The organism is Nitrospiraceae bacterium (genome assembly GCA_021373015.1).
In the GTDB taxonomy this organism is placed as follows: domain Bacteria; phylum Nitrospirota; class Thermodesulfovibrionia; order Thermodesulfovibrionales; family UBA1546; genus JAJFTJ01.
Map to the genome: position 1 here is coordinate 1 of JAJFTJ010000007.1, position 14,723 is coordinate 14,723.

Annotated in this window: 30 protein-coding genes; all 30 read left to right on the forward strand. The window is 40.1% G+C overall.

The genetic code is table 11. The annotated features are described in order from the left end of the window. The coding region (gene tuf, locus LLF28_03875; GenBank protein ID MCE5194581.1) for an elongation factor Tu at positions 1-141 on the forward strand (141 nt) is incomplete at its 5' end. Beyond that, positions 142-447 (forward strand): 30S ribosomal protein S10, encoded by a 306-nt coding sequence (rpsJ, locus tag LLF28_03880; protein ID MCE5194582.1) that lies wholly within the window; start codon positions 142-144, stop codon positions 445-447. After that, complete coding sequence (gene rplC, locus LLF28_03885; protein ID MCE5194583.1) at positions 444-1,058, forward strand: 50S ribosomal protein L3; 615 nt, start codon at positions 444-446, stop codon at positions 1,056-1,058. Before rpsJ ends, rplC begins: the two co-directional genes overlap by 4 nt. 1 nt (position 1,059) lies before the next feature. Beyond that, positions 1,060-1,689 carry a 50S ribosomal protein L4 gene (gene rplD, locus LLF28_03890; protein MCE5194584.1) on the forward strand — a complete coding sequence of 210 codons (630 nt, stop codon included), beginning with the start codon at positions 1,060-1,062 and terminating at the stop codon, positions 1,687-1,689. Further along, positions 1,686-1,976 carry a 50S ribosomal protein L23 gene (gene rplW, locus LLF28_03895; GenBank protein MCE5194585.1) on the forward strand — a complete coding sequence of 97 codons (291 nt, stop codon included), beginning with the start codon at positions 1,686-1,688 and terminating at the stop codon, positions 1,974-1,976. The genes rplD and rplW overlap by 4 nt, the downstream gene beginning before the upstream one ends. After that, positions 1,976-2,794 carry a 50S ribosomal protein L2 gene (gene rplB, locus LLF28_03900; protein MCE5194586.1) on the forward strand — a complete coding sequence of 273 codons (819 nt, stop codon included), beginning with the start codon at positions 1,976-1,978 and terminating at the stop codon, positions 2,792-2,794. Before rplW ends, rplB begins: the two co-directional genes overlap by 1 nt. A 1-nt stretch (position 2,795) precedes the next feature. Then, positions 2,796-3,083, forward strand: coding sequence for a 30S ribosomal protein S19 (rpsS, locus tag LLF28_03905; GenBank protein MCE5194587.1), 288 nt, complete (start codon positions 2,796-2,798; stop codon positions 3,081-3,083). 15 nt (positions 3,084-3,098) lie between these two features. Continuing rightward, complete coding sequence (gene rplV, locus LLF28_03910) at positions 3,099-3,431, forward strand: 50S ribosomal protein L22 (GenBank protein ID MCE5194588.1); 333 nt, start codon at positions 3,099-3,101, stop codon at positions 3,429-3,431. Positions 3,432-3,433: 2 nt separating this feature from the next. Further along, the gene (gene rpsC / locus LLF28_03915; protein MCE5194589.1) at positions 3,434-4,102 is read left to right on the forward strand and encodes a 30S ribosomal protein S3; all 669 of its coding nucleotides are present in this window, start codon (positions 3,434-3,436) and stop codon (positions 4,100-4,102) included. A gap of 37 nt (positions 4,103-4,139) precedes the next feature. After that, entirely contained in the window at positions 4,140-4,559 is a 420-nt protein-coding gene (gene rplP, locus LLF28_03920; protein ID MCE5194590.1) for a 50S ribosomal protein L16, read from the forward strand. Then, a complete protein-coding gene (gene rpmC, locus LLF28_03925; protein MCE5194591.1) occupies positions 4,556-4,756 on the forward strand; it encodes a 50S ribosomal protein L29 in 201 nt (66 codons plus the stop codon). The genes rplP and rpmC overlap by 4 nt, the downstream gene beginning before the upstream one ends. An 18-nt stretch (positions 4,757-4,774) precedes the next feature. Beyond that, a complete protein-coding gene (gene rpsQ, locus LLF28_03930) occupies positions 4,775-5,017 on the forward strand; it encodes a 30S ribosomal protein S17 (GenBank protein MCE5194592.1) in 243 nt (80 codons plus the stop codon). Between the two features lie 28 nt (positions 5,018-5,045). Further along, entirely contained in the window at positions 5,046-5,414 is a 369-nt protein-coding gene (gene rplN, locus LLF28_03935) for a 50S ribosomal protein L14 (GenBank protein ID MCE5194593.1), read from the forward strand. A gap of 4 nt (positions 5,415-5,418) precedes the next feature. Next, a complete protein-coding gene (gene rplX, locus LLF28_03940) occupies positions 5,419-5,739 on the forward strand; it encodes a 50S ribosomal protein L24 (GenBank protein MCE5194594.1) in 321 nt (106 codons plus the stop codon). Positions 5,740-6,143: 404 nt separating this feature from the next. After that, positions 6,144-6,734 (forward strand): 50S ribosomal protein L5, encoded by a 591-nt coding sequence (gene rplE / locus LLF28_03945; GenBank protein MCE5194595.1) that lies wholly within the window; start codon positions 6,144-6,146, stop codon positions 6,732-6,734. A gap of 11 nt (positions 6,735-6,745) precedes the next feature. Beyond that, positions 6,746-6,931, forward strand: a complete 186-nt coding sequence (locus LLF28_03950; GenBank protein ID MCE5194596.1) for a type Z 30S ribosomal protein S14 — start codon at positions 6,746-6,748, stop codon at positions 6,929-6,931. A gap of 33 nt (positions 6,932-6,964) precedes the next feature. Then, complete coding sequence (rpsH, locus tag LLF28_03955) at positions 6,965-7,357, forward strand: 30S ribosomal protein S8 (protein MCE5194597.1); 393 nt, start codon at positions 6,965-6,967, stop codon at positions 7,355-7,357. 21 nt (positions 7,358-7,378) lie between these two features. After that, a complete protein-coding gene (rplF, locus tag LLF28_03960; GenBank protein ID MCE5194598.1) occupies positions 7,379-7,921 on the forward strand; it encodes a 50S ribosomal protein L6 in 543 nt (180 codons plus the stop codon). 31 nt (positions 7,922-7,952) lie between these two features. Next, positions 7,953-8,315 carry a 50S ribosomal protein L18 gene (gene rplR / locus LLF28_03965; protein ID MCE5194599.1) on the forward strand — a complete coding sequence of 121 codons (363 nt, stop codon included), beginning with the start codon at positions 7,953-7,955 and terminating at the stop codon, positions 8,313-8,315. Continuing rightward, the gene (rpsE, locus tag LLF28_03970; protein ID MCE5194600.1) at positions 8,316-8,846 is read left to right on the forward strand and encodes a 30S ribosomal protein S5; all 531 of its coding nucleotides are present in this window, start codon (positions 8,316-8,318) and stop codon (positions 8,844-8,846) included. Continuing rightward, on the forward strand, positions 8,846-9,319 hold the full coding sequence (rplO, locus tag LLF28_03975) for a 50S ribosomal protein L15 (GenBank protein MCE5194601.1): 474 nt from the start codon (positions 8,846-8,848) through the stop codon (positions 9,317-9,319). The genes rpsE and rplO overlap by 1 nt, the downstream gene beginning before the upstream one ends. A 5-nt stretch (positions 9,320-9,324) precedes the next feature. After that, positions 9,325-10,632 (forward strand): preprotein translocase subunit SecY, encoded by a 1,308-nt coding sequence (secY, locus tag LLF28_03980; protein MCE5194602.1) that lies wholly within the window; start codon positions 9,325-9,327, stop codon positions 10,630-10,632. Between the two features lie 49 nt (positions 10,633-10,681). Then, a complete protein-coding gene (gene map / locus LLF28_03985; protein ID MCE5194603.1) occupies positions 10,682-11,431 on the forward strand; it encodes a type I methionyl aminopeptidase in 750 nt (249 codons plus the stop codon). Positions 11,432-11,456: 25 nt separating this feature from the next. Further along, on the forward strand, positions 11,457-11,675 hold the full coding sequence (gene infA / locus LLF28_03990; GenBank protein MCE5194604.1) for a translation initiation factor IF-1: 219 nt from the start codon (positions 11,457-11,459) through the stop codon (positions 11,673-11,675). Between the two features lie 19 nt (positions 11,676-11,694). Then, on the forward strand, positions 11,695-11,808 hold the full coding sequence (gene rpmJ, locus LLF28_03995; GenBank protein MCE5194605.1) for a 50S ribosomal protein L36: 114 nt from the start codon (positions 11,695-11,697) through the stop codon (positions 11,806-11,808). 9 nt (positions 11,809-11,817) lie between these two features. After that, positions 11,818-12,192: a 30S ribosomal protein S13 gene (gene rpsM / locus LLF28_04000; protein MCE5194606.1), complete on the forward strand. Its 375-nt coding sequence runs from the start codon at positions 11,818-11,820 to the stop codon at positions 12,190-12,192. Positions 12,193-12,195: 3 nt separating this feature from the next. After that, positions 12,196-12,582 (forward strand): 30S ribosomal protein S11, encoded by a 387-nt coding sequence (gene rpsK / locus LLF28_04005; GenBank protein ID MCE5194607.1) that lies wholly within the window; start codon positions 12,196-12,198, stop codon positions 12,580-12,582. A gap of 2 nt (positions 12,583-12,584) precedes the next feature. Further along, the gene (rpsD, locus tag LLF28_04010; protein ID MCE5194608.1) at positions 12,585-13,211 is read left to right on the forward strand and encodes a 30S ribosomal protein S4; all 627 of its coding nucleotides are present in this window, start codon (positions 12,585-12,587) and stop codon (positions 13,209-13,211) included. Between the two features lie 31 nt (positions 13,212-13,242). Then, the gene (locus LLF28_04015) at positions 13,243-14,286 is read left to right on the forward strand and encodes a DNA-directed RNA polymerase subunit alpha (GenBank protein MCE5194609.1); all 1,044 of its coding nucleotides are present in this window, start codon (positions 13,243-13,245) and stop codon (positions 14,284-14,286) included. Then, positions 14,270-14,710: a 50S ribosomal protein L17 gene (rplQ, locus tag LLF28_04020; GenBank protein ID MCE5194610.1), complete on the forward strand. Its 441-nt coding sequence runs from the start codon at positions 14,270-14,272 to the stop codon at positions 14,708-14,710. The genes LLF28_04015 and rplQ overlap by 17 nt, the downstream gene beginning before the upstream one ends. Positions 14,711-14,723 lie beyond the last annotated feature (13 nt).

Here is a 14,723-nt window from a genome sequence, read left to right on the forward strand (position 1 = left end):
GAGATGGTAATGCCTGGAGACAACGTAACAATAACAGTAGAGTTAATAGCGCCGATAGCCATGGAAAAAGAACTGAGGTTTGCAATAAGAGAAGGCGGACGTACAGTGGGCGCTGGAGTCGTAACTGAGGTGATTGCATAAGTGGACCAGAAGATCAGAATAAAACTCAAGGCATACGATCACAGAATGCTTGACCGTTCTGTGAAAGAGATAGTGGATACTGCACAGAGAACAGGCGCTAAGATAATTGGTCCTGTGCCTCTGCCTACACGTATCAGTAAGATAACTGTTTTGAGGTCGCCTCATATTGACAAAAAGTCAAGGGAACAGTTTGAGATAAGGACTCATAAAAGGATGCTTGACATTTACGATCCAACCCCGCAGACAGTTGATGCTTTGATGAAGCTAGAGCTTGCAGCTGGGGTTGATGTGGAGATAAAACTGTGATTGGGATTTTAGGAAAAAAACTTGGTATGACCCAGATATTCACTGAAGACGGGAAAATGGTTCCTGTAACAGTGGTCGAGGCTGGTCCATGCTGTGTAATACAGATAAAGACTTTAGAGAAAGACGGTTATGAGGCTGCAAAAATCGGCTTTCAGGAAGTAAGAAAAGAAAAAAGAGTCAACAAGCCAACAGCAGGAGTATTCAAAAAGGCTGGTCTTAAGCCATATAAAATGCTAAAAGAGTTTCCTATGGGAAGCTTGAAAGTAGGAGAGCTTGTAACAGTAGAAAAATTCAAAAAAGGCGACAGTATTTCTGTTACAGGAATCTCAAAAGGCAAGGGTTTTCAGGGCGTTATGAAAAGACATAATTTTAGCGGCGGTCCAGCATCTCATGGCTCAACATCCTATCGCGAGGTAGGTTCTATTGGCGCAAGCTCATATCCTTCAAGGGTATGGAAGAATCAAGGAATGCCTGGGCATATGGGATCGGATAAAACAACAACAAGCAATCTTATAGTAGCGGCAGTAATGCCTGATAAAAACATATTAATGATTAGAGGCGCTGTGCCAGGTTCAAAAGGCACATATGTAGAGATTAGGAGAGAAGGATAATATGCCTGAACTTGAAATAAAAGATAAAAATAATAAAGTAACAGGAAAGATCAATCTTCCAGAAGAAATATTTGGGGTTGGCTTAAAAAGTGATCTTCTTCATAAGTCTGTGGTCAACTTTCTTGCTAATCAGAGACAGGGAACGCATGCTACAAAGACAAAGGGACTTGTAAGCGGCGGCGGTAAAAAACCCTGGAAGCAGAAACATACTGGCAGGGCAAGATCAGGAAGTAATCGTTCTCCTTTATGGAGAAAGGGCGGTACTATTTTCGGACCGCAGCCAAGAGATTATTCATACAGCATGCCTAAGCAGGCAAAAAGACTTGCTCTAAAGACAGCTCTCTCGGCAAAGTTGGCTGAGGGCGAGATAGTTTTTATTGAAGATATATCAATGAAAAAACCAAAGACAAAAGATGTAGTTTCTTTAATAAGCAAACTTGGGTTAGAAGGTAAAAGCCTTTTAATAATAATCCCTGAGGATAACAATGTGATTAAACTTTCTGTAGACAATATCCCCGGAGTTGATGTTGTCAGAGCATCAGACCTTAATGCTTACAGTGTTGTCAAGTATAGGAAACTCCTTATTACAAAGGGAGCAGTTGAAAAGATTAAGGAGGCCCAAACAGCATGAGGAGCGCATATACGATCATAAAGAAACCTCTTTTTACTGAGAAAGGCAGCAATCTCAAGGAATCGCAGAACAAGATTCTTGTAGAGGTTGTAAAAGATGCAAATAAAGTTGAGATAAAAGCTGCAATCGAAGAGATATTCAAGGTAAAGGTCGATAAGATTTCAACGATAAATGTCTCGGGCAAGTGGAAAAGAATGGGAAAATCGATTGGAAAGAGACCTAATAGGAAAAAAGCTGTAATCACCCTTAAAAAAGGTGAAAAACTTGATTTTGTAGAGGGCGCATAATGGGAATTAAGAAATATAAACCAACATCACCAGGCAGAAGATTTCAGACAGTATCTGATTATAGCGATATAACTGCAAGCAGTCCATACGCACCGCTTGTTAAGTCACTCATGAAAACCGGCGGAAGAAACAACTCAGGCTGTGTTACTGCATGGCAGCGCGGCGGCGGTAACAAGAGAGCTTATAGGATTATTGATTTTAAGAGAGACAAGGCAGGAGTCCCTGCTGTGGTTGAAACAATAGAATACGATCCAAACAGATCCTCAAGGATTGCATTGGTGAAATATAAAGACGGCGAGAGAAGATATATAATTGCACCTACTATGATTCAGGTCGGAGATGTAATTGTATCAGGCGCAGGAGCAGAGATAAAAGTTGGCAATGCACTGCCACTTAAAGAAATCCCTCTTGGAACATTTATCCATAATGTGGAGCTTAAAGAGGGGCAGGGTGCAAAAGTTGCAAGAAGCGCCGGGGCATCTGTCCAGCTTGTTGCAAAGGATGAAAAATTTGTTCAGGTAAAGTTATCATCAGGAGCTGTAAGACTTGTTCCTGCAGGCTGTATGGCAACAATAGGACAGGTTGGAAATCTTGATCATGAAAATATTTCTTATGGCAAGGCTGGAAGGATAAGATGGTTCGGCAAGAGACCTCATGTAAGAGGTGTTGCGATGAATCCAGTTGATCATCCTCTAGGTGGCGGCGAGGGAAAAAGTTCAGGAGGTCGTCCTCCTTGCTCGCCATGGGGTCAGCCTGAAGGCATTAAGACAAGACATAATAAGAGAACAGATAAGTTTATTGTAAAGAGGAGGAAGTAAATTGCCACGCTCACTAAAAAAAGGACCTTTCTTTGAAGCGAAGTTGATGAAAAAGGTAAAGCAGATGAGTGATTCAGGTGAGAAGAAGATCATAAAGACCTGGTCAAGACGTTCTACGATAATACCTGAATTTATAGGATATACATTTGCAGTTCATAATGGGAAAAAATTTATACCTGTGTATGTGACAGACAACATGGTAGGTCACAAACTTGGTGAGTTTTCACCAACAAGAACATTTAAAGGACACTCAAAATCTGATAAGGCTGCGGCGCCAGCAAAGGCATAAAGAGGAAGGATATAAATGGAAGCGAAGTCGGTTTTGAAATTTGTAAGGATAACTCCAAGAAAGGCCAGAAGGGTAGTTGACCTTATCAGGGACAAGAAGGCAGGAGACGCACTTATTGCGTTAAGGTTCATGCCTTACAGGGGTGCAGATATTGTTGAAAAAGTCCTTAAGTCGGCAATGGCCAATGCAATCAACAAAAAAGCTGTTAACCCTGATGCTATGAGTGTAAAAGTTTATGTTGATCAGGGACCATCGCTTAAGAGGGTTGAGCCAAGGTCGATGGGCAGGGCAAATATCATTAAGAAAAAGATGAGTCATATAACAATAATACTTACTGAGGAGGCATAATCTTGGGTCAGAAAGCGCACCCTATAGGAAACAGAATAGGAATTACCAGGACATGGGATTCCAGGTGGTACCTCAAAAAGGGCTATGCAGATCAGCTTGTAGAGGACATTACCATAAGAAAAATCATAAAACAGAAATTATTCCATGCAGGCGTTGCCCGTTTGGAGATTGAAAGAGCGGGACAAAAGATCAGGCTAATTATCCACACTGCTAGACCTGGAATAATAATAGGTAAAAAAGGCGCTGAGGTAGAAAAACTCAGAAAAGAGATTGAGGTCATGTCAGGAAAACAGGTAAGCATTGATATAAAGGAGATAAGAAAGCCTGAGGTTGATTCTCAACTTGTTTCCGAGAATATTGCTCTTCAGCTCGAAAAGAGAATTGCATTTAGAAGGGCTATGAAAAAAGCAGTCATGTCAGCGCGAAGATTTGGAGCTCAGGGCATCAAGGTGCAATGTTCAGGCAGACTTGGCGGTTCAGAAATAGCAAGAACGGAATGGTACAGAGAAGGCAGAGTGCCTCTCCATACCTTCAGGGCAGATATAGATTATGGGTTTTCTGAGGCTTTAACAACATATGGGAAAATTGGCATCAAAGTCTGGATTTATAATGGCGAAGTGCTTCCCGAAGCACACAAGGAAGAAAAGATAAATGAGTCAGCTAAAAGTTAAGGACAAGACTAATTCAGGTGCAGGAGAATTTTAAAAAATGTTATTGCCTAAAAAAGTAAAGTATAGAAAGATGATGAAGGGGAACATGAACGGCAAGGCATATAGAGGTGCTGAGGTATCATTTGGCGAATTCGGCCTAAAAGCACTTGAGCCTGGCTGGGTCACAAGCAGACAGATAGAGGCTGCAAGAGTTGCAATCACAAGGAATGCAAAAAGGGGTTGCAAGCTCTGGATCAGAATATTCCCTGATAAGCCTATTACAAAGAAGCCGGCTGAAACAAGAATGGGTAAAGGAAAAGGAGCTCCTGAATACTGGGTGGCTGTTGTAAAACCGGGAAGGGTTCTGTATGAGGTAGCTGGTGTTACAGAAGAAGTTGCAAAGGCGTCTCTGAGACTTGCAGCATACAAACTCCCGATAGCCACAAAATTTGTAAGAAGAGAGGAGACATCAACATGAGATCTTCTGAATTAAAAAACTTGACAATAGATGAATTAAGGATAAAAGAGCATGATATGAGAAAGGAACTTTTCAACCTAAAATTCAGGGTAGCTACAGGCGAGGTTGAGAATCCAAAACGAATTAATACTCTTCGCAAGGATATTGCAAGGGTTTTAACGATAATAACTGAGAAGTCAAAGGTAAATCCTTCTTAATTTTGGGATGAGGTAATAATGGCGAATAAAATGTATACAGGCAAGGTAGTAAGCGACAGAATGGACAAGACAGTTGTGGTTGCTGTTACAAGATTGGTACAGCATGCTACATACAAAAAGATTATCAAAAAAATCACAAAGTTCAAGGCGCACGATGAAGAGAATAAGTGCAAGACAGGCGATACAGTTTCAATTGTTGAGACAAGGCCTATGAGCAAACAAAAAAGATGGAAAGTAGTAAGTGTCTCAGAAAAGGCTTAACTTCATGATTCGGAGAGAGGGATAGAGGATGATTCAGGAAAGAAGCATAGTAGAAGTGGCGGACAATTCAGGAGCTAAAAAGGCCCAGTGCATTAAGGTCGTTGGCGGCTTTCATAGAAGATATGCGGGTCTTGGCGATATTGTGATGGTTAGCATTAAGGAAGCTATCCCTGAATCAAATGTTAAGAAAGGTTCAAAGGCAAGGGCAGTTGTTGTAAGAACAAAAAAAGAGTATAGAAGACCTGATGGTTCATATATCAGATTTGATCAGAATGCAGTGGTGCTCATAAACCCTCAGGGTGAGCCAGTGGGAACAAGAATATTCGGGCCTGTTGCAAGAGAATTGAGATGGAAAGAATTTATGAAGATAATTTCATTAGCACCGGAGGTTCTGTAAAGCAATGGGACTTGGAATAAAAAAGAATGATACTGTGATAGTTCTCACAGGAAAAGAAAAAGGGAAAAAAGGACGCGTGCTTTCAGTCCTGCATTCAAAGGGCAAGATTATTGTAGAAAAAATAAATTTAATAAAAAAACATATGAAGCCTAACAAGAAATATTCACAGGGCGGAATCATAGAAAAGGAAGCGCCATTGCAAATTTCAAATGTAATGCTGGTATGTCCGAGATGCAATAAACCCACAAGGATTGGGAATGATATTATTGAAAATGGTAAAAAAGCAAGGGTGTGTAAAAAATGCAAGGAAACAATAGATCAGTGAAAACTACAAAGACGACAAAAACAACAAAAACTATGACTAAAAAAACAGAGAAAACAACAAAGGCTGCTAAAATTGTTAAGCCAGTCAAGGCTGAAAAACCAGTTAAGGCTAAGGCAAAAGAAAAGCCTAAGAAGATTGCTGTTGAAAAGAAACCTGTGCAAAAAAAGGAACAGGTTGTAAAGGCAGAAAAGACAATAGATAAGATTGAGCCTAAAAAAGAAGAAAAGATCGAAAAAACTATTGTTGTTGAACAAGTACCAGATAAAAAATTAGAATCTCAGAAGGAACACCATCAGGTTGATAAGCTGGTTGTTATAGAGAAAACTCCTGCACCTATGCACAAGGAAGAAAAAGCTGTTAAAGAACCTGAGGTAAAAGAGCCTCTAAGAGAATTGGTAAAGGAAATAAAAAAAGAATCAGTAAAAGAAGTAAAAAAAGATGCAAAAGAATCAGGACAGCCAAGACTCAAGACAAAATATATTAAAGAAATTATCCCTGCAATGATGAAAGAATTTACCTATAGTAATATAATGCAAGTTCCAAAAATCGAGAAGGTTGTTCTAAATGTAGGGCTTGGCGAAGCCATTCAAAACATAAAGATTCTGGAAAATGCGCAAAAAGAACTTGGAACCATTACAGGCCAGAAGGCAGTAATTACAAAAGCAAAGAAGGCTATTGCAGGATTTAAATTAAGAAAGGGAATGCCGATTGGATGCAAGGTGACACTCAGAGGTGCTGTAATGTATGAATTCCTTGATAGATTTATCAGTCTTGCTCTTCCTAGGGTTAGGGATTTCAAGGGAGTTCCACCAAAGTCATTTGACGGAAAAGGCAATTATTCAATAGGTGTAAAGGAACAGTTCATGTTCCCAGAAATAGAGTATGACAAGGTTGATACGGTTCATGGTATGGACATAACAATATGCACAACAGCAAAAACTGATAAAGAGAGCAAAGCCCTGTTAACCTATATGGGTATGCCATTCAGGAAATAAGAGAGGATTATATGGCAAAAAAATGCATGATAGAAAAAGTAAAAAGGACCCCAAAATTCAAGGTCAGGGCATATAACAGGTGTCGTGTATGCGGAAGACCAAGAGCTTATTTAAGAGACTTTGGTCTTTGCAGAATTTGTTTCAGATCGCTTGCCTTGAAGGGACAACTTCCAGGCGTTACAAAATCAAGCTGGTAATGTTAATGATTTATAGAAGAGGTGAAGAATAATATGATGACTGATCCAATTGCAGATATGCTGACACGTATAAGAAATGCAGTAACAATACGTGCAGAAAAAGTTGATATTCCTGCTTCAAAGATAAAACTTGAGATAGTTAAGATTCTCAAGGAAGAAGGTTTCATAAAAGCATATAAGATATTAAAAGATGAAAAACAGGGTGTGCTCAGAATTACACTTAAATATTTGGACGGAGGCAGTGTGATTTCAGGAATGAAGAGAGCAAGCAAACCCGGCCGCAGAATGTATGTTGCAAGCGATAACATTCCAAAAGTAATGGGCGGAGTAGGGATGGCAATACTGACGACATCAAAGGGTGTTTTAAGTGAGAATGTTTGCCGTCGTGATAGTATTGGCGGAGAAGTTATCTGCTACGTCTGGTAAGAAAAGGATAAAGGAGAGTAGATGTCACGGATAGGGAAGAAACCCATAGAGATACCAAAGGGAGTGGATGTAAAGCTCGAAGGTTTAAATGTAACAGTCAAAGGGGCAAAGGGCGAGATAAGCGCAACGTGTCCTTCTGAGATCAAAATCTCAGTTGTTGATGGCAGGGTGGTTTTAGAGAGAATTAATGAAGAGAAGAATGTAAGATCGCTTCATGGTCTTACAAGAAGTCTTCTTTCAAATATGATAGATGGTGTTTCATCAGGATACCAGAGAGTTTTAGATATAGCAGGTACTGGATACAGAGCACAAGTTCAGGGAGAAAAGATAATTCTTGCTTTAGGTTTTTCAACCCCTGTTGAATTTCAGCTCCCAAAAGGGATAAAGGCAGCTGTAGATCAGAAACAGACCCAGCTTACCCTCACTGGCTTTGATAAACAGCTTATAGGACAGGTGGCTGCTAATCTCAGAGGAATAAGACCGCCTGATGCTTATAAAGGCAAGGGCGTAAGATATTCTGGTGAGCGTATTAAACTAAAAGTTGGTAAAGCAGGGAAAAAATAGGTATTAGCCGAATTTACTGGAGGATAATAAGTTGACAGTGGATACAAGGGCAGCAAAAGAGAGAAGACATAAGAGGATAAGAAAAAAGGTTGTTGGTTTTACTGAAAGACCGAGACTTTCGGTTTACAGAAGCCTTAACCACATCTATGTACAGGTAATAGATGATACGAGCGGTCAAACACTGGTCTCTGCATCGAGCCTTGATAAGGATATCAAGGAAAAGAAGGCTCACAAAGGCAATGTCAAGACAGCAACGGAAGTAGGAAAGCTGATTGCAAAAAAAGCATTGGGAAAAGGCGTGAAAAAAGTTGTGTTTGACAGAGGCGGATATATCTACCACGGCAGAGTGAAGGCATTAGCGGATGCAGCCAGAGAAGGAGGATTAGAGTTCTAAATGTTGAACAAGAAGATAGATCCAGACGGACTTACTTTAAAAGACAAGGTTGTTTATATCAACCGTGTTGCAAAAGTTGTTAAGGGTGGAAGAAGATTTTCTTTCAGCGCACTTGTTGCTGTTGGAGATGCCAACGGAGTAGTCGGCATTGGAAAGGGAAAGGCATCAGAAGTCCCTGAGGCAATCAGAAAGGCTGTTGAGCAGGCAAAAAAATCCCTTGTGAAAATACCTTTGAATGCCAGAAGCATACCCCATAGAATAATAGGAAAATACGGCGCTATATCTGTAATAATGAACCCTGCTACAAAAGGTACAGGACTTATTGCAGGCGGTGCAGTCAGGGCTGTTCTTGATGTAGCCGGTATTCAGGATATAGTTGCAAAGGCAATAGGAAGTCATAATCCATATAACACGGCAAAGGCAACACTTGATGGACTTGCAAGGCTTAAGGATCCTGAAGCGGTAAAAAAGCTTAGGGGAAAATGCGAGGAAGAGACATCACATGAATCAAATGGCGGAGGAATGAAATAATGAGGATATGTGATATTAAACCCTCAGCAGGAAGCAATAAAAAAACAAAACGCGTAGGCCGTGGAATCGGTTCAGGTCATGGCAAGACATCATGTAAGGGACATAAAGGACAGAAAGCACGTTCAGGCGGAACAAAAGGCGCTGGGTTTGAAGGCGGACAGATGCCTTTGCAGAGAAGACTTCCAAAACGTGGATTTACGAGTTTATCTGGAAAAGAGTATTCAATAGTTAATCTTAGAGATTTAATGAAAATAAAGGGTGTTGATGTAATAACTCCAGAAGTTCTTATAAAAAAAGGAATTATCAAAAATATCAAGGATGGAATAAAAATACTTGGCACTGGCGAGATAACAAAGCCTTTAACTATAAAGGCAAATGTTTTTAGCGCATCAGCGTCAGCAAAGATAACAGCAGCTGGCGGTAAGGCTGAACTGCTCGGCAATGCCAAATCCAAATCCAAAGGCAAGAGCTGAGATATATGGGAGCTCTTGCAAATTTCCAAAATATATTCAAAATCCCTGAGCTAAAAAACAGGGTTCTTTTTACCTTTGCTCTTCTGATTGTCTATAGGGTTGGCTGTCATATCCCAACACCAGGCATTAACGGCGAAGCACTCAATGAGTTTTTGACAAAACAGGCAGGAAGCTTCATGATGTTCTTTGATATGTTTTCCGGCGGTGCATTATCAAGGGTAACAGTCTTTGCATTAGGAATAATGCCTTACATTAGCGCATCGATTATCTTTCAGCTCCTGACAGTAGTAATCCCTGCAATCGGAAAACTTGCAAAAGAAGGCGAGGCTGGAAGAAAGAAGATAACTAAATACACAAGATACGCAACTGTTGTAATAAGCGCTATACAGTCATTCGGTATTGCAATCGGCCTTGAGAGCATGGCAGATGGAGCATTTATACAAAATCCTGGATGGTCATTCAGGCTTCTTACTATGATAACCCTTACATCTGGAACAGCTTTTATAATGTGGTTGGGTGAACAGATAACAGAGAGAGGAATCGGGAATGGTATCTCTCTTATAATATTTGCCGGTATTGTTGCAAGATTTCCTAATGCAGTTGTCAGTACTTTTAGGTTGATGCAGGCAGGTGAATTATCGATCTTTTTGTTGATATTCCTTGTTGCAATGATGGTTGCTGTTGTAGGCGTAATCATATTTGTTGAAAGAGGGCAGAGAAAAATTCCAGTTCAGTATGCAAAAAGGGTTGTGGGAAATAAAGTCTATGGAGGGCAGAGCACTCATCTGCCTTTAAAGATAAACACAGCAGGCGTTATTCCTCCTATATTTGCGTCTTCAATAATCATGTTCCCTGCAACAATTGCAGGATTTATAACAATCCCATGGGTTCAGGCAATTGCAAAACAACTTTCTCCAGGAACAATTTTTTATACGCTTTTATATGTAAGTATGATTTTCTTTTTTGCATTTTTTTACACAGCGATTGTATTTAACCCAATGGACATAGCTGATAATTTGAAAAAATACGGCGGATTTGTTCCTGGCATAAGACCAGGGCAAAAGACATCGGAGTATATATATAAAGTTCTTTCAAGGCTTACGCTGGTAGGCGCTATTTATCTTGCTGTTGTCTGTATCATACCTGAAATACTTATAACCAAATTCAATGTACCATTCTATTTTGGCGGTACGTCGCTTTTAATTGTTGTAGGTGTTGCGCTGGATACAGTTTCCCAGGTAGAGTCGCATCTCATTACGCGCTCATATGAGGGATTTCTTAAAAAGGGAAGGATAAAAGGCAGAAGGGGATAATTTTGCCTTTGAGACCCTTTTTTAAAAAGTATGGGCAGAAGTTTATCATATGATTATCATAAAGACAGCGGAAGAGATAAGGAAAATCGAAAAATCGTGCCGAATTGTAGCTGAAGTCCTTGAAGAACTTAAATCATTTGTAAGAGCAGGCATTACAACAAAAGAAATAGAAGTTTTTGCTGAGAATAAGATATATAAAAAAGGCGGCACTCCAGCATTTAAGGGGTATAGAGGATACCCATCAAGTATTTGTACTTCTGTGAACAATCAGGTTGTTCATGGAATTCCCTCAGAGCTTAGATTGAAAGAGGGGGACATACTAAGTTTGGATCTAGGTGTTTTAATTGACGGTTTTTATGGGGATAGTGCAATAACTCTTCCTGTCGGAAAGATAAGTCCCCTTGCAAATAGGTTGCTTAAGATTACAGAAGACGCTCTTTATATTGGCATTGACATGGCAACTCCCAATAACAGGGTGAGCGATATATCAACAGTAATACAGAAGCATGTTGAGTCAAACGGTTTTTCAGTAGTCAAGACTTTTGTTGGTCATGGCATTGGTATCGCTCTTCACGAGGATCCGCAGATACCTAATTTTGGTATGGCTGGACAAGGACCACGACTTAGAAGCGGGATGACTCTGGCGATTGAACCCATGGTAAACAGCGGAAGAGATGAAGTGAAAATACTCGATGATGGATGGACAGCTGTAACAGCAGACAATAGTCTCTCTGCGCACTTTGAGCATACGATAGCAATAAGTGATGATGGTGAGCCAAAAATCTTGACGAAACTTTAACAATGGTGTTATACTTTCGAGTTCAATGTCCAAAGAAGATAATATAGAAGTTGAAGGGACGATAGTCGAGACACTGCCAAACGCAATGTTCCGGGTGAAACTTGAAAAAGGACAGATAATATTGGCGTATGTTTCTGGTAAGATGAGGATGCATTTTATAAAAATACTGCCTGGGGATAAGGTGACAGTTGAACTTTCTCCTTATGATCTTACAAAGGGCAGAATAACTTATAGATTTAAATAGAAGATATCAGGAGCTATAAATGAAAGTAAGATCATCAGTAAAACCTATATGTGCTAAATGCAAAGTTGTTAAGAGAAAAGGGATAAGAAGAATAATTTGCGAAAATCCCAGACATAAACAAAGGCAGGGATAGGAGAGAAGCATGGCGAGAATTGCCGGAGTGGATTTACCAAAGAACGAACGAATTGAAATAGGACTTACCAGAATATTTGGCATAGGCAGATCTCTGTCTAAACAAATATTGAAAGATACCGGCGTTAATCCTGATATAAGGGTTAAAGACCTGAAAGATGAAGACATCGTAAAGATAAGAGCTTCTATTGAGAAAGAGTGTAAGGTTGAAGGTGATCTTAGACGCGAAAACTCAATGAACATTAAGAGACTTACTGATATTGGATGTTATAGAGGAGTAAGACATAAGCAGGGGCTTCCTGTCAGAGGGCAGAGGACAAAAACAAATGCCCGCACACGCAGAGGGCCAAGAAAAACCATAATGGGCAAGAAGAAAGAGGTATAGCGCATGGCTCAGAGGAAAAAGGGCGGGAAAAAAGAGAAAAAACATGTAAGTGCTGGTTCAGCACACATACAGGCGACTTTCAATAATACGATAGTATCAATAACAGACTCTAGCGGAAATGTTATTGCATGGTCTACAGCAGGTAGCTTAGGATTTAAGGGATCTAGAAAAGGAACTCCTTATGCTGCACAGATTGCAGCTGACACTGCTGCAAAAAAAGCTATGGACATGGGATTGAAGCAGGTCGATGTTTTTGTGAAAGGACCGGGAGCAGGGAGAGAATCAGCGATCAGGGCTTTGCAAGGAGCAGGGCTCGAGATTAATCTTATAAAAGACGTTACACCAGTTCCACATAACGGGTGTAAGCCTCCGAAGAGAAGGAGAGTTTAACAGTGGCAAGATATACAGGATCTTTATGCAGAGTGTGCAGACGTCAGGGGGAGAAACTCTTCCTTAAAGGCGAGAGATGCAGCACAGAAAAATGTGCGGTCGAAAGAAGAAAATACGCGCCTGGGCAGCACGGACAGCGCCGCAGTAAAATTTCTGATTATGGTCTTCAGTTGAAAGAGAAACAAAAAGCAAAGAAAAACTATGGAGTGCTGGAAAAACAGTTCAGAAGATATTTTCATGAGGCGGAAAGGCAGAGGGGAACAACAGGTGAAGTGCTTCTCCAGCTTCTTGAACGCCGTCTTGATAATGTAATTTTCAGAATGGGTTTTGCTGTTAACAGGAGAGAAGCCAGACAGTACATATCTCACGGACATTTTAGTGTTAACGGGAAAAGAACGAATATTCCTTCCTACCTTGTAAAGATAGGAGATTCAGTAGAGGTTAAAGAAGCAAGCAGGGAGATAAAGAGCATATCAGAAAATATATCAAAGCTTGAGCATAAAGGACTTCCTGCCTGGATTCAGATTGACGCCAAGAACTATAAAGGCAAGATATTGCATATTCCTTCCAGAGACGAGATGCAGCTGCCAATAGAAGAACAGTTGATCGTTGAGTTTTATTCAAAATAAAAAAAATACAAGGGCGTAGGAGGCCTTAGACATGGATTTAAAGAAAAAGGGCTTTCAGTTACCTGAAAAGATGCAGTTTGAGGAAGATACATTAACAGAAACTTACGGTAAACTGATTGCAGAACCGCTTGATAGAGGATTTGCTACTACACTAGGGAATTCACTTAGAAGAGTTTTGATCTCATCCCTGGAGGGTTCTGCAGTAACTTCAGTAAAGATACCGGGAGCATTACATGAATTCTCATCGCTAACCGGCATTAAAGAAGATGTAATGGATGTTATTTTGAACATAAAGAAACTCAGGTTAAAGATGCATTCAGACGGCAAAAAACTGGCTACGATTAAGGTAAAAGGCCCCGGTGAAGTAAAGGGAAACGATATACGCGTAGATGCGGATGTAGAAATACTAAATCCTGATCAGCTTCTTGCAACACTGGATAAAGGTGCTGTTTTCGAGGCTGAGATGTATATTAAAAAAGGCAGAGGTTATGTGCCTTCAGAATTGAATAAAGAAGAAGATCTTCCTATAGACATGATAGCGGTTGACTCTGTATTCAGTCCGATAAAAAAAGTTAATTTCTGGGTTGAAAAAGCAAGAGTCGGCAGATCAACAGACTACGATAAACTTGTTATGGAGATATGGACAGATGGAAGTATGACGCCTGAAAAGGCAATATCCCAGGCAGCTTTAGTTATGATCGAACATATGGAGCACTTTATTTTTGAAGAGGATTATGAGGAGTCTGAACTCGATAAAATCAGCAGCGCTGTTGTTATGAGCGAGGGATCAGCTCTCAATCCAAATCTTCTTAAAAGCGTTAATGAGCTTGAACTGTCTGTTCGCTCGTACAATTGCCTGAAGAACGCAGATATAAAGACAATTTTAGAACTTGTCCAGAAAACAGAACCTGAGATGCTCAAGACAAAGAACTTCGGACGTAAATCACTGAATGAGATAAAAGAAATACTTCACACAATGGGGCTTTCTCTTGGAATGAGATTGGATCAGGAAGCTGTCAATAAACTGATAGCTTCAAGGGGCAAAGGAGTGGAACAAGATGCGTCACAGAGTTAATGGAAGGCTATTTGGTAGAACGGCAAATCAGAGGAAGGCGCTCCTAAAAGGAGTGATAACATCTCTTTTTGAGCACCAGAGAATAGAGACAACTATTGTAAAAGCAAAGGCAGTAAAAGGCACAGCAGAGAAGCTTGTAACAATGGCAAAAAAAGGCGATCTTCATTCAAAGCGCGTTGTGCTTTCATACATACCAAACAGAAAAGTTGTATCAAAACTCTTCGATGATATTGCAAAAAGATTTGCTGACAGAAACGGCGGTTATCTAAGGATAGTAAAGACAAGAGACAGGGTTAAAGATGCTGCGCCTATGGCAGTGCTTGAATTTATAGACTATCAGCCTGTGAAAAAAGTAAAACACGAAAAGAAGGAAAAGGTAAAAGCTAAAGAGAAAGAAAAGGAAAAAGAACAGAAAAAGAGCTAACAGTACTAATAAA

Bases quoted from the DNA above. Each gene is read 5' to 3' on its own strand.
- rplW (MCE5194585.1), top strand. From the start codon at position 1,686: ATGAGGAGCGCATATACGATCATAAAGAAACCTCTTTTTACTGAGAAA.
- secY (MCE5194602.1), top strand. From the start codon at position 9,325: ATGGGAGCTCTTGCAAATTTCCAAAATATATTCAAAATCCCTGAGCTA.
- rpsM (MCE5194606.1), top strand. From the start codon at position 11,818: ATGGCGAGAATTGCCGGAGTGGATTTACCAAAGAACGAACGAATTGAA.
- rplV (MCE5194588.1), top strand. From the start codon at position 3,099: ATGGAAGCGAAGTCGGTTTTGAAATTTGTAAGGATAACTCCAAGAAAG.
- LLF28_04015 (MCE5194609.1), top strand. From the start codon at position 13,243: ATGGATTTAAAGAAAAAGGGCTTTCAGTTACCTGAAAAGATGCAGTTT.
- rpmJ (MCE5194605.1), top strand. From the start codon at position 11,695: ATGAAAGTAAGATCATCAGTAAAACCTATATGTGCTAAATGCAAAGTT.
- rplN (MCE5194593.1), top strand. From the start codon at position 5,046: ATGATTCAGGAAAGAAGCATAGTAGAAGTGGCGGACAATTCAGGAGCT.
- LLF28_03950 (MCE5194596.1), top strand. From the start codon at position 6,746: ATGGCAAAAAAATGCATGATAGAAAAAGTAAAAAGGACCCCAAAATTC.
- rpsQ (MCE5194592.1), top strand. From the start codon at position 4,775: ATGGCGAATAAAATGTATACAGGCAAGGTAGTAAGCGACAGAATGGAC.
- rpmC (MCE5194591.1), top strand. From the start codon at position 4,556: ATGAGATCTTCTGAATTAAAAAACTTGACAATAGATGAATTAAGGATA.
- rpsE (MCE5194600.1), top strand. From the start codon at position 8,316: ATGTTGAACAAGAAGATAGATCCAGACGGACTTACTTTAAAAGACAAG.
- rplF (MCE5194598.1), top strand. From the start codon at position 7,379: ATGTCACGGATAGGGAAGAAACCCATAGAGATACCAAAGGGAGTGGAT.
- rpsK (MCE5194607.1), top strand. From the start codon at position 12,196: ATGGCTCAGAGGAAAAAGGGCGGGAAAAAAGAGAAAAAACATGTAAGT.
- rplQ (MCE5194610.1), top strand. From the start codon at position 14,270: ATGCGTCACAGAGTTAATGGAAGGCTATTTGGTAGAACGGCAAATCAG.
- rpsH (MCE5194597.1), top strand. From the start codon at position 6,965: ATGATGACTGATCCAATTGCAGATATGCTGACACGTATAAGAAATGCA.
- rplO (MCE5194601.1), top strand. From the start codon at position 8,846: ATGAGGATATGTGATATTAAACCCTCAGCAGGAAGCAATAAAAAAACA.
- map (MCE5194603.1), top strand. From the start codon at position 10,682: ATGATTATCATAAAGACAGCGGAAGAGATAAGGAAAATCGAAAAATCG.
- rplD (MCE5194584.1), top strand. From the start codon at position 1,060: ATGCCTGAACTTGAAATAAAAGATAAAAATAATAAAGTAACAGGAAAG.
- rplX (MCE5194594.1), top strand. From the start codon at position 5,419: ATGGGACTTGGAATAAAAAAGAATGATACTGTGATAGTTCTCACAGGA.
- rplP (MCE5194590.1), top strand. From the start codon at position 4,140: ATGTTATTGCCTAAAAAAGTAAAGTATAGAAAGATGATGAAGGGGAAC.
- infA (MCE5194604.1), top strand. From the start codon at position 11,457: ATGTCCAAAGAAGATAATATAGAAGTTGAAGGGACGATAGTCGAGACA.
- rplB (MCE5194586.1), top strand. From the start codon at position 1,976: ATGGGAATTAAGAAATATAAACCAACATCACCAGGCAGAAGATTTCAG.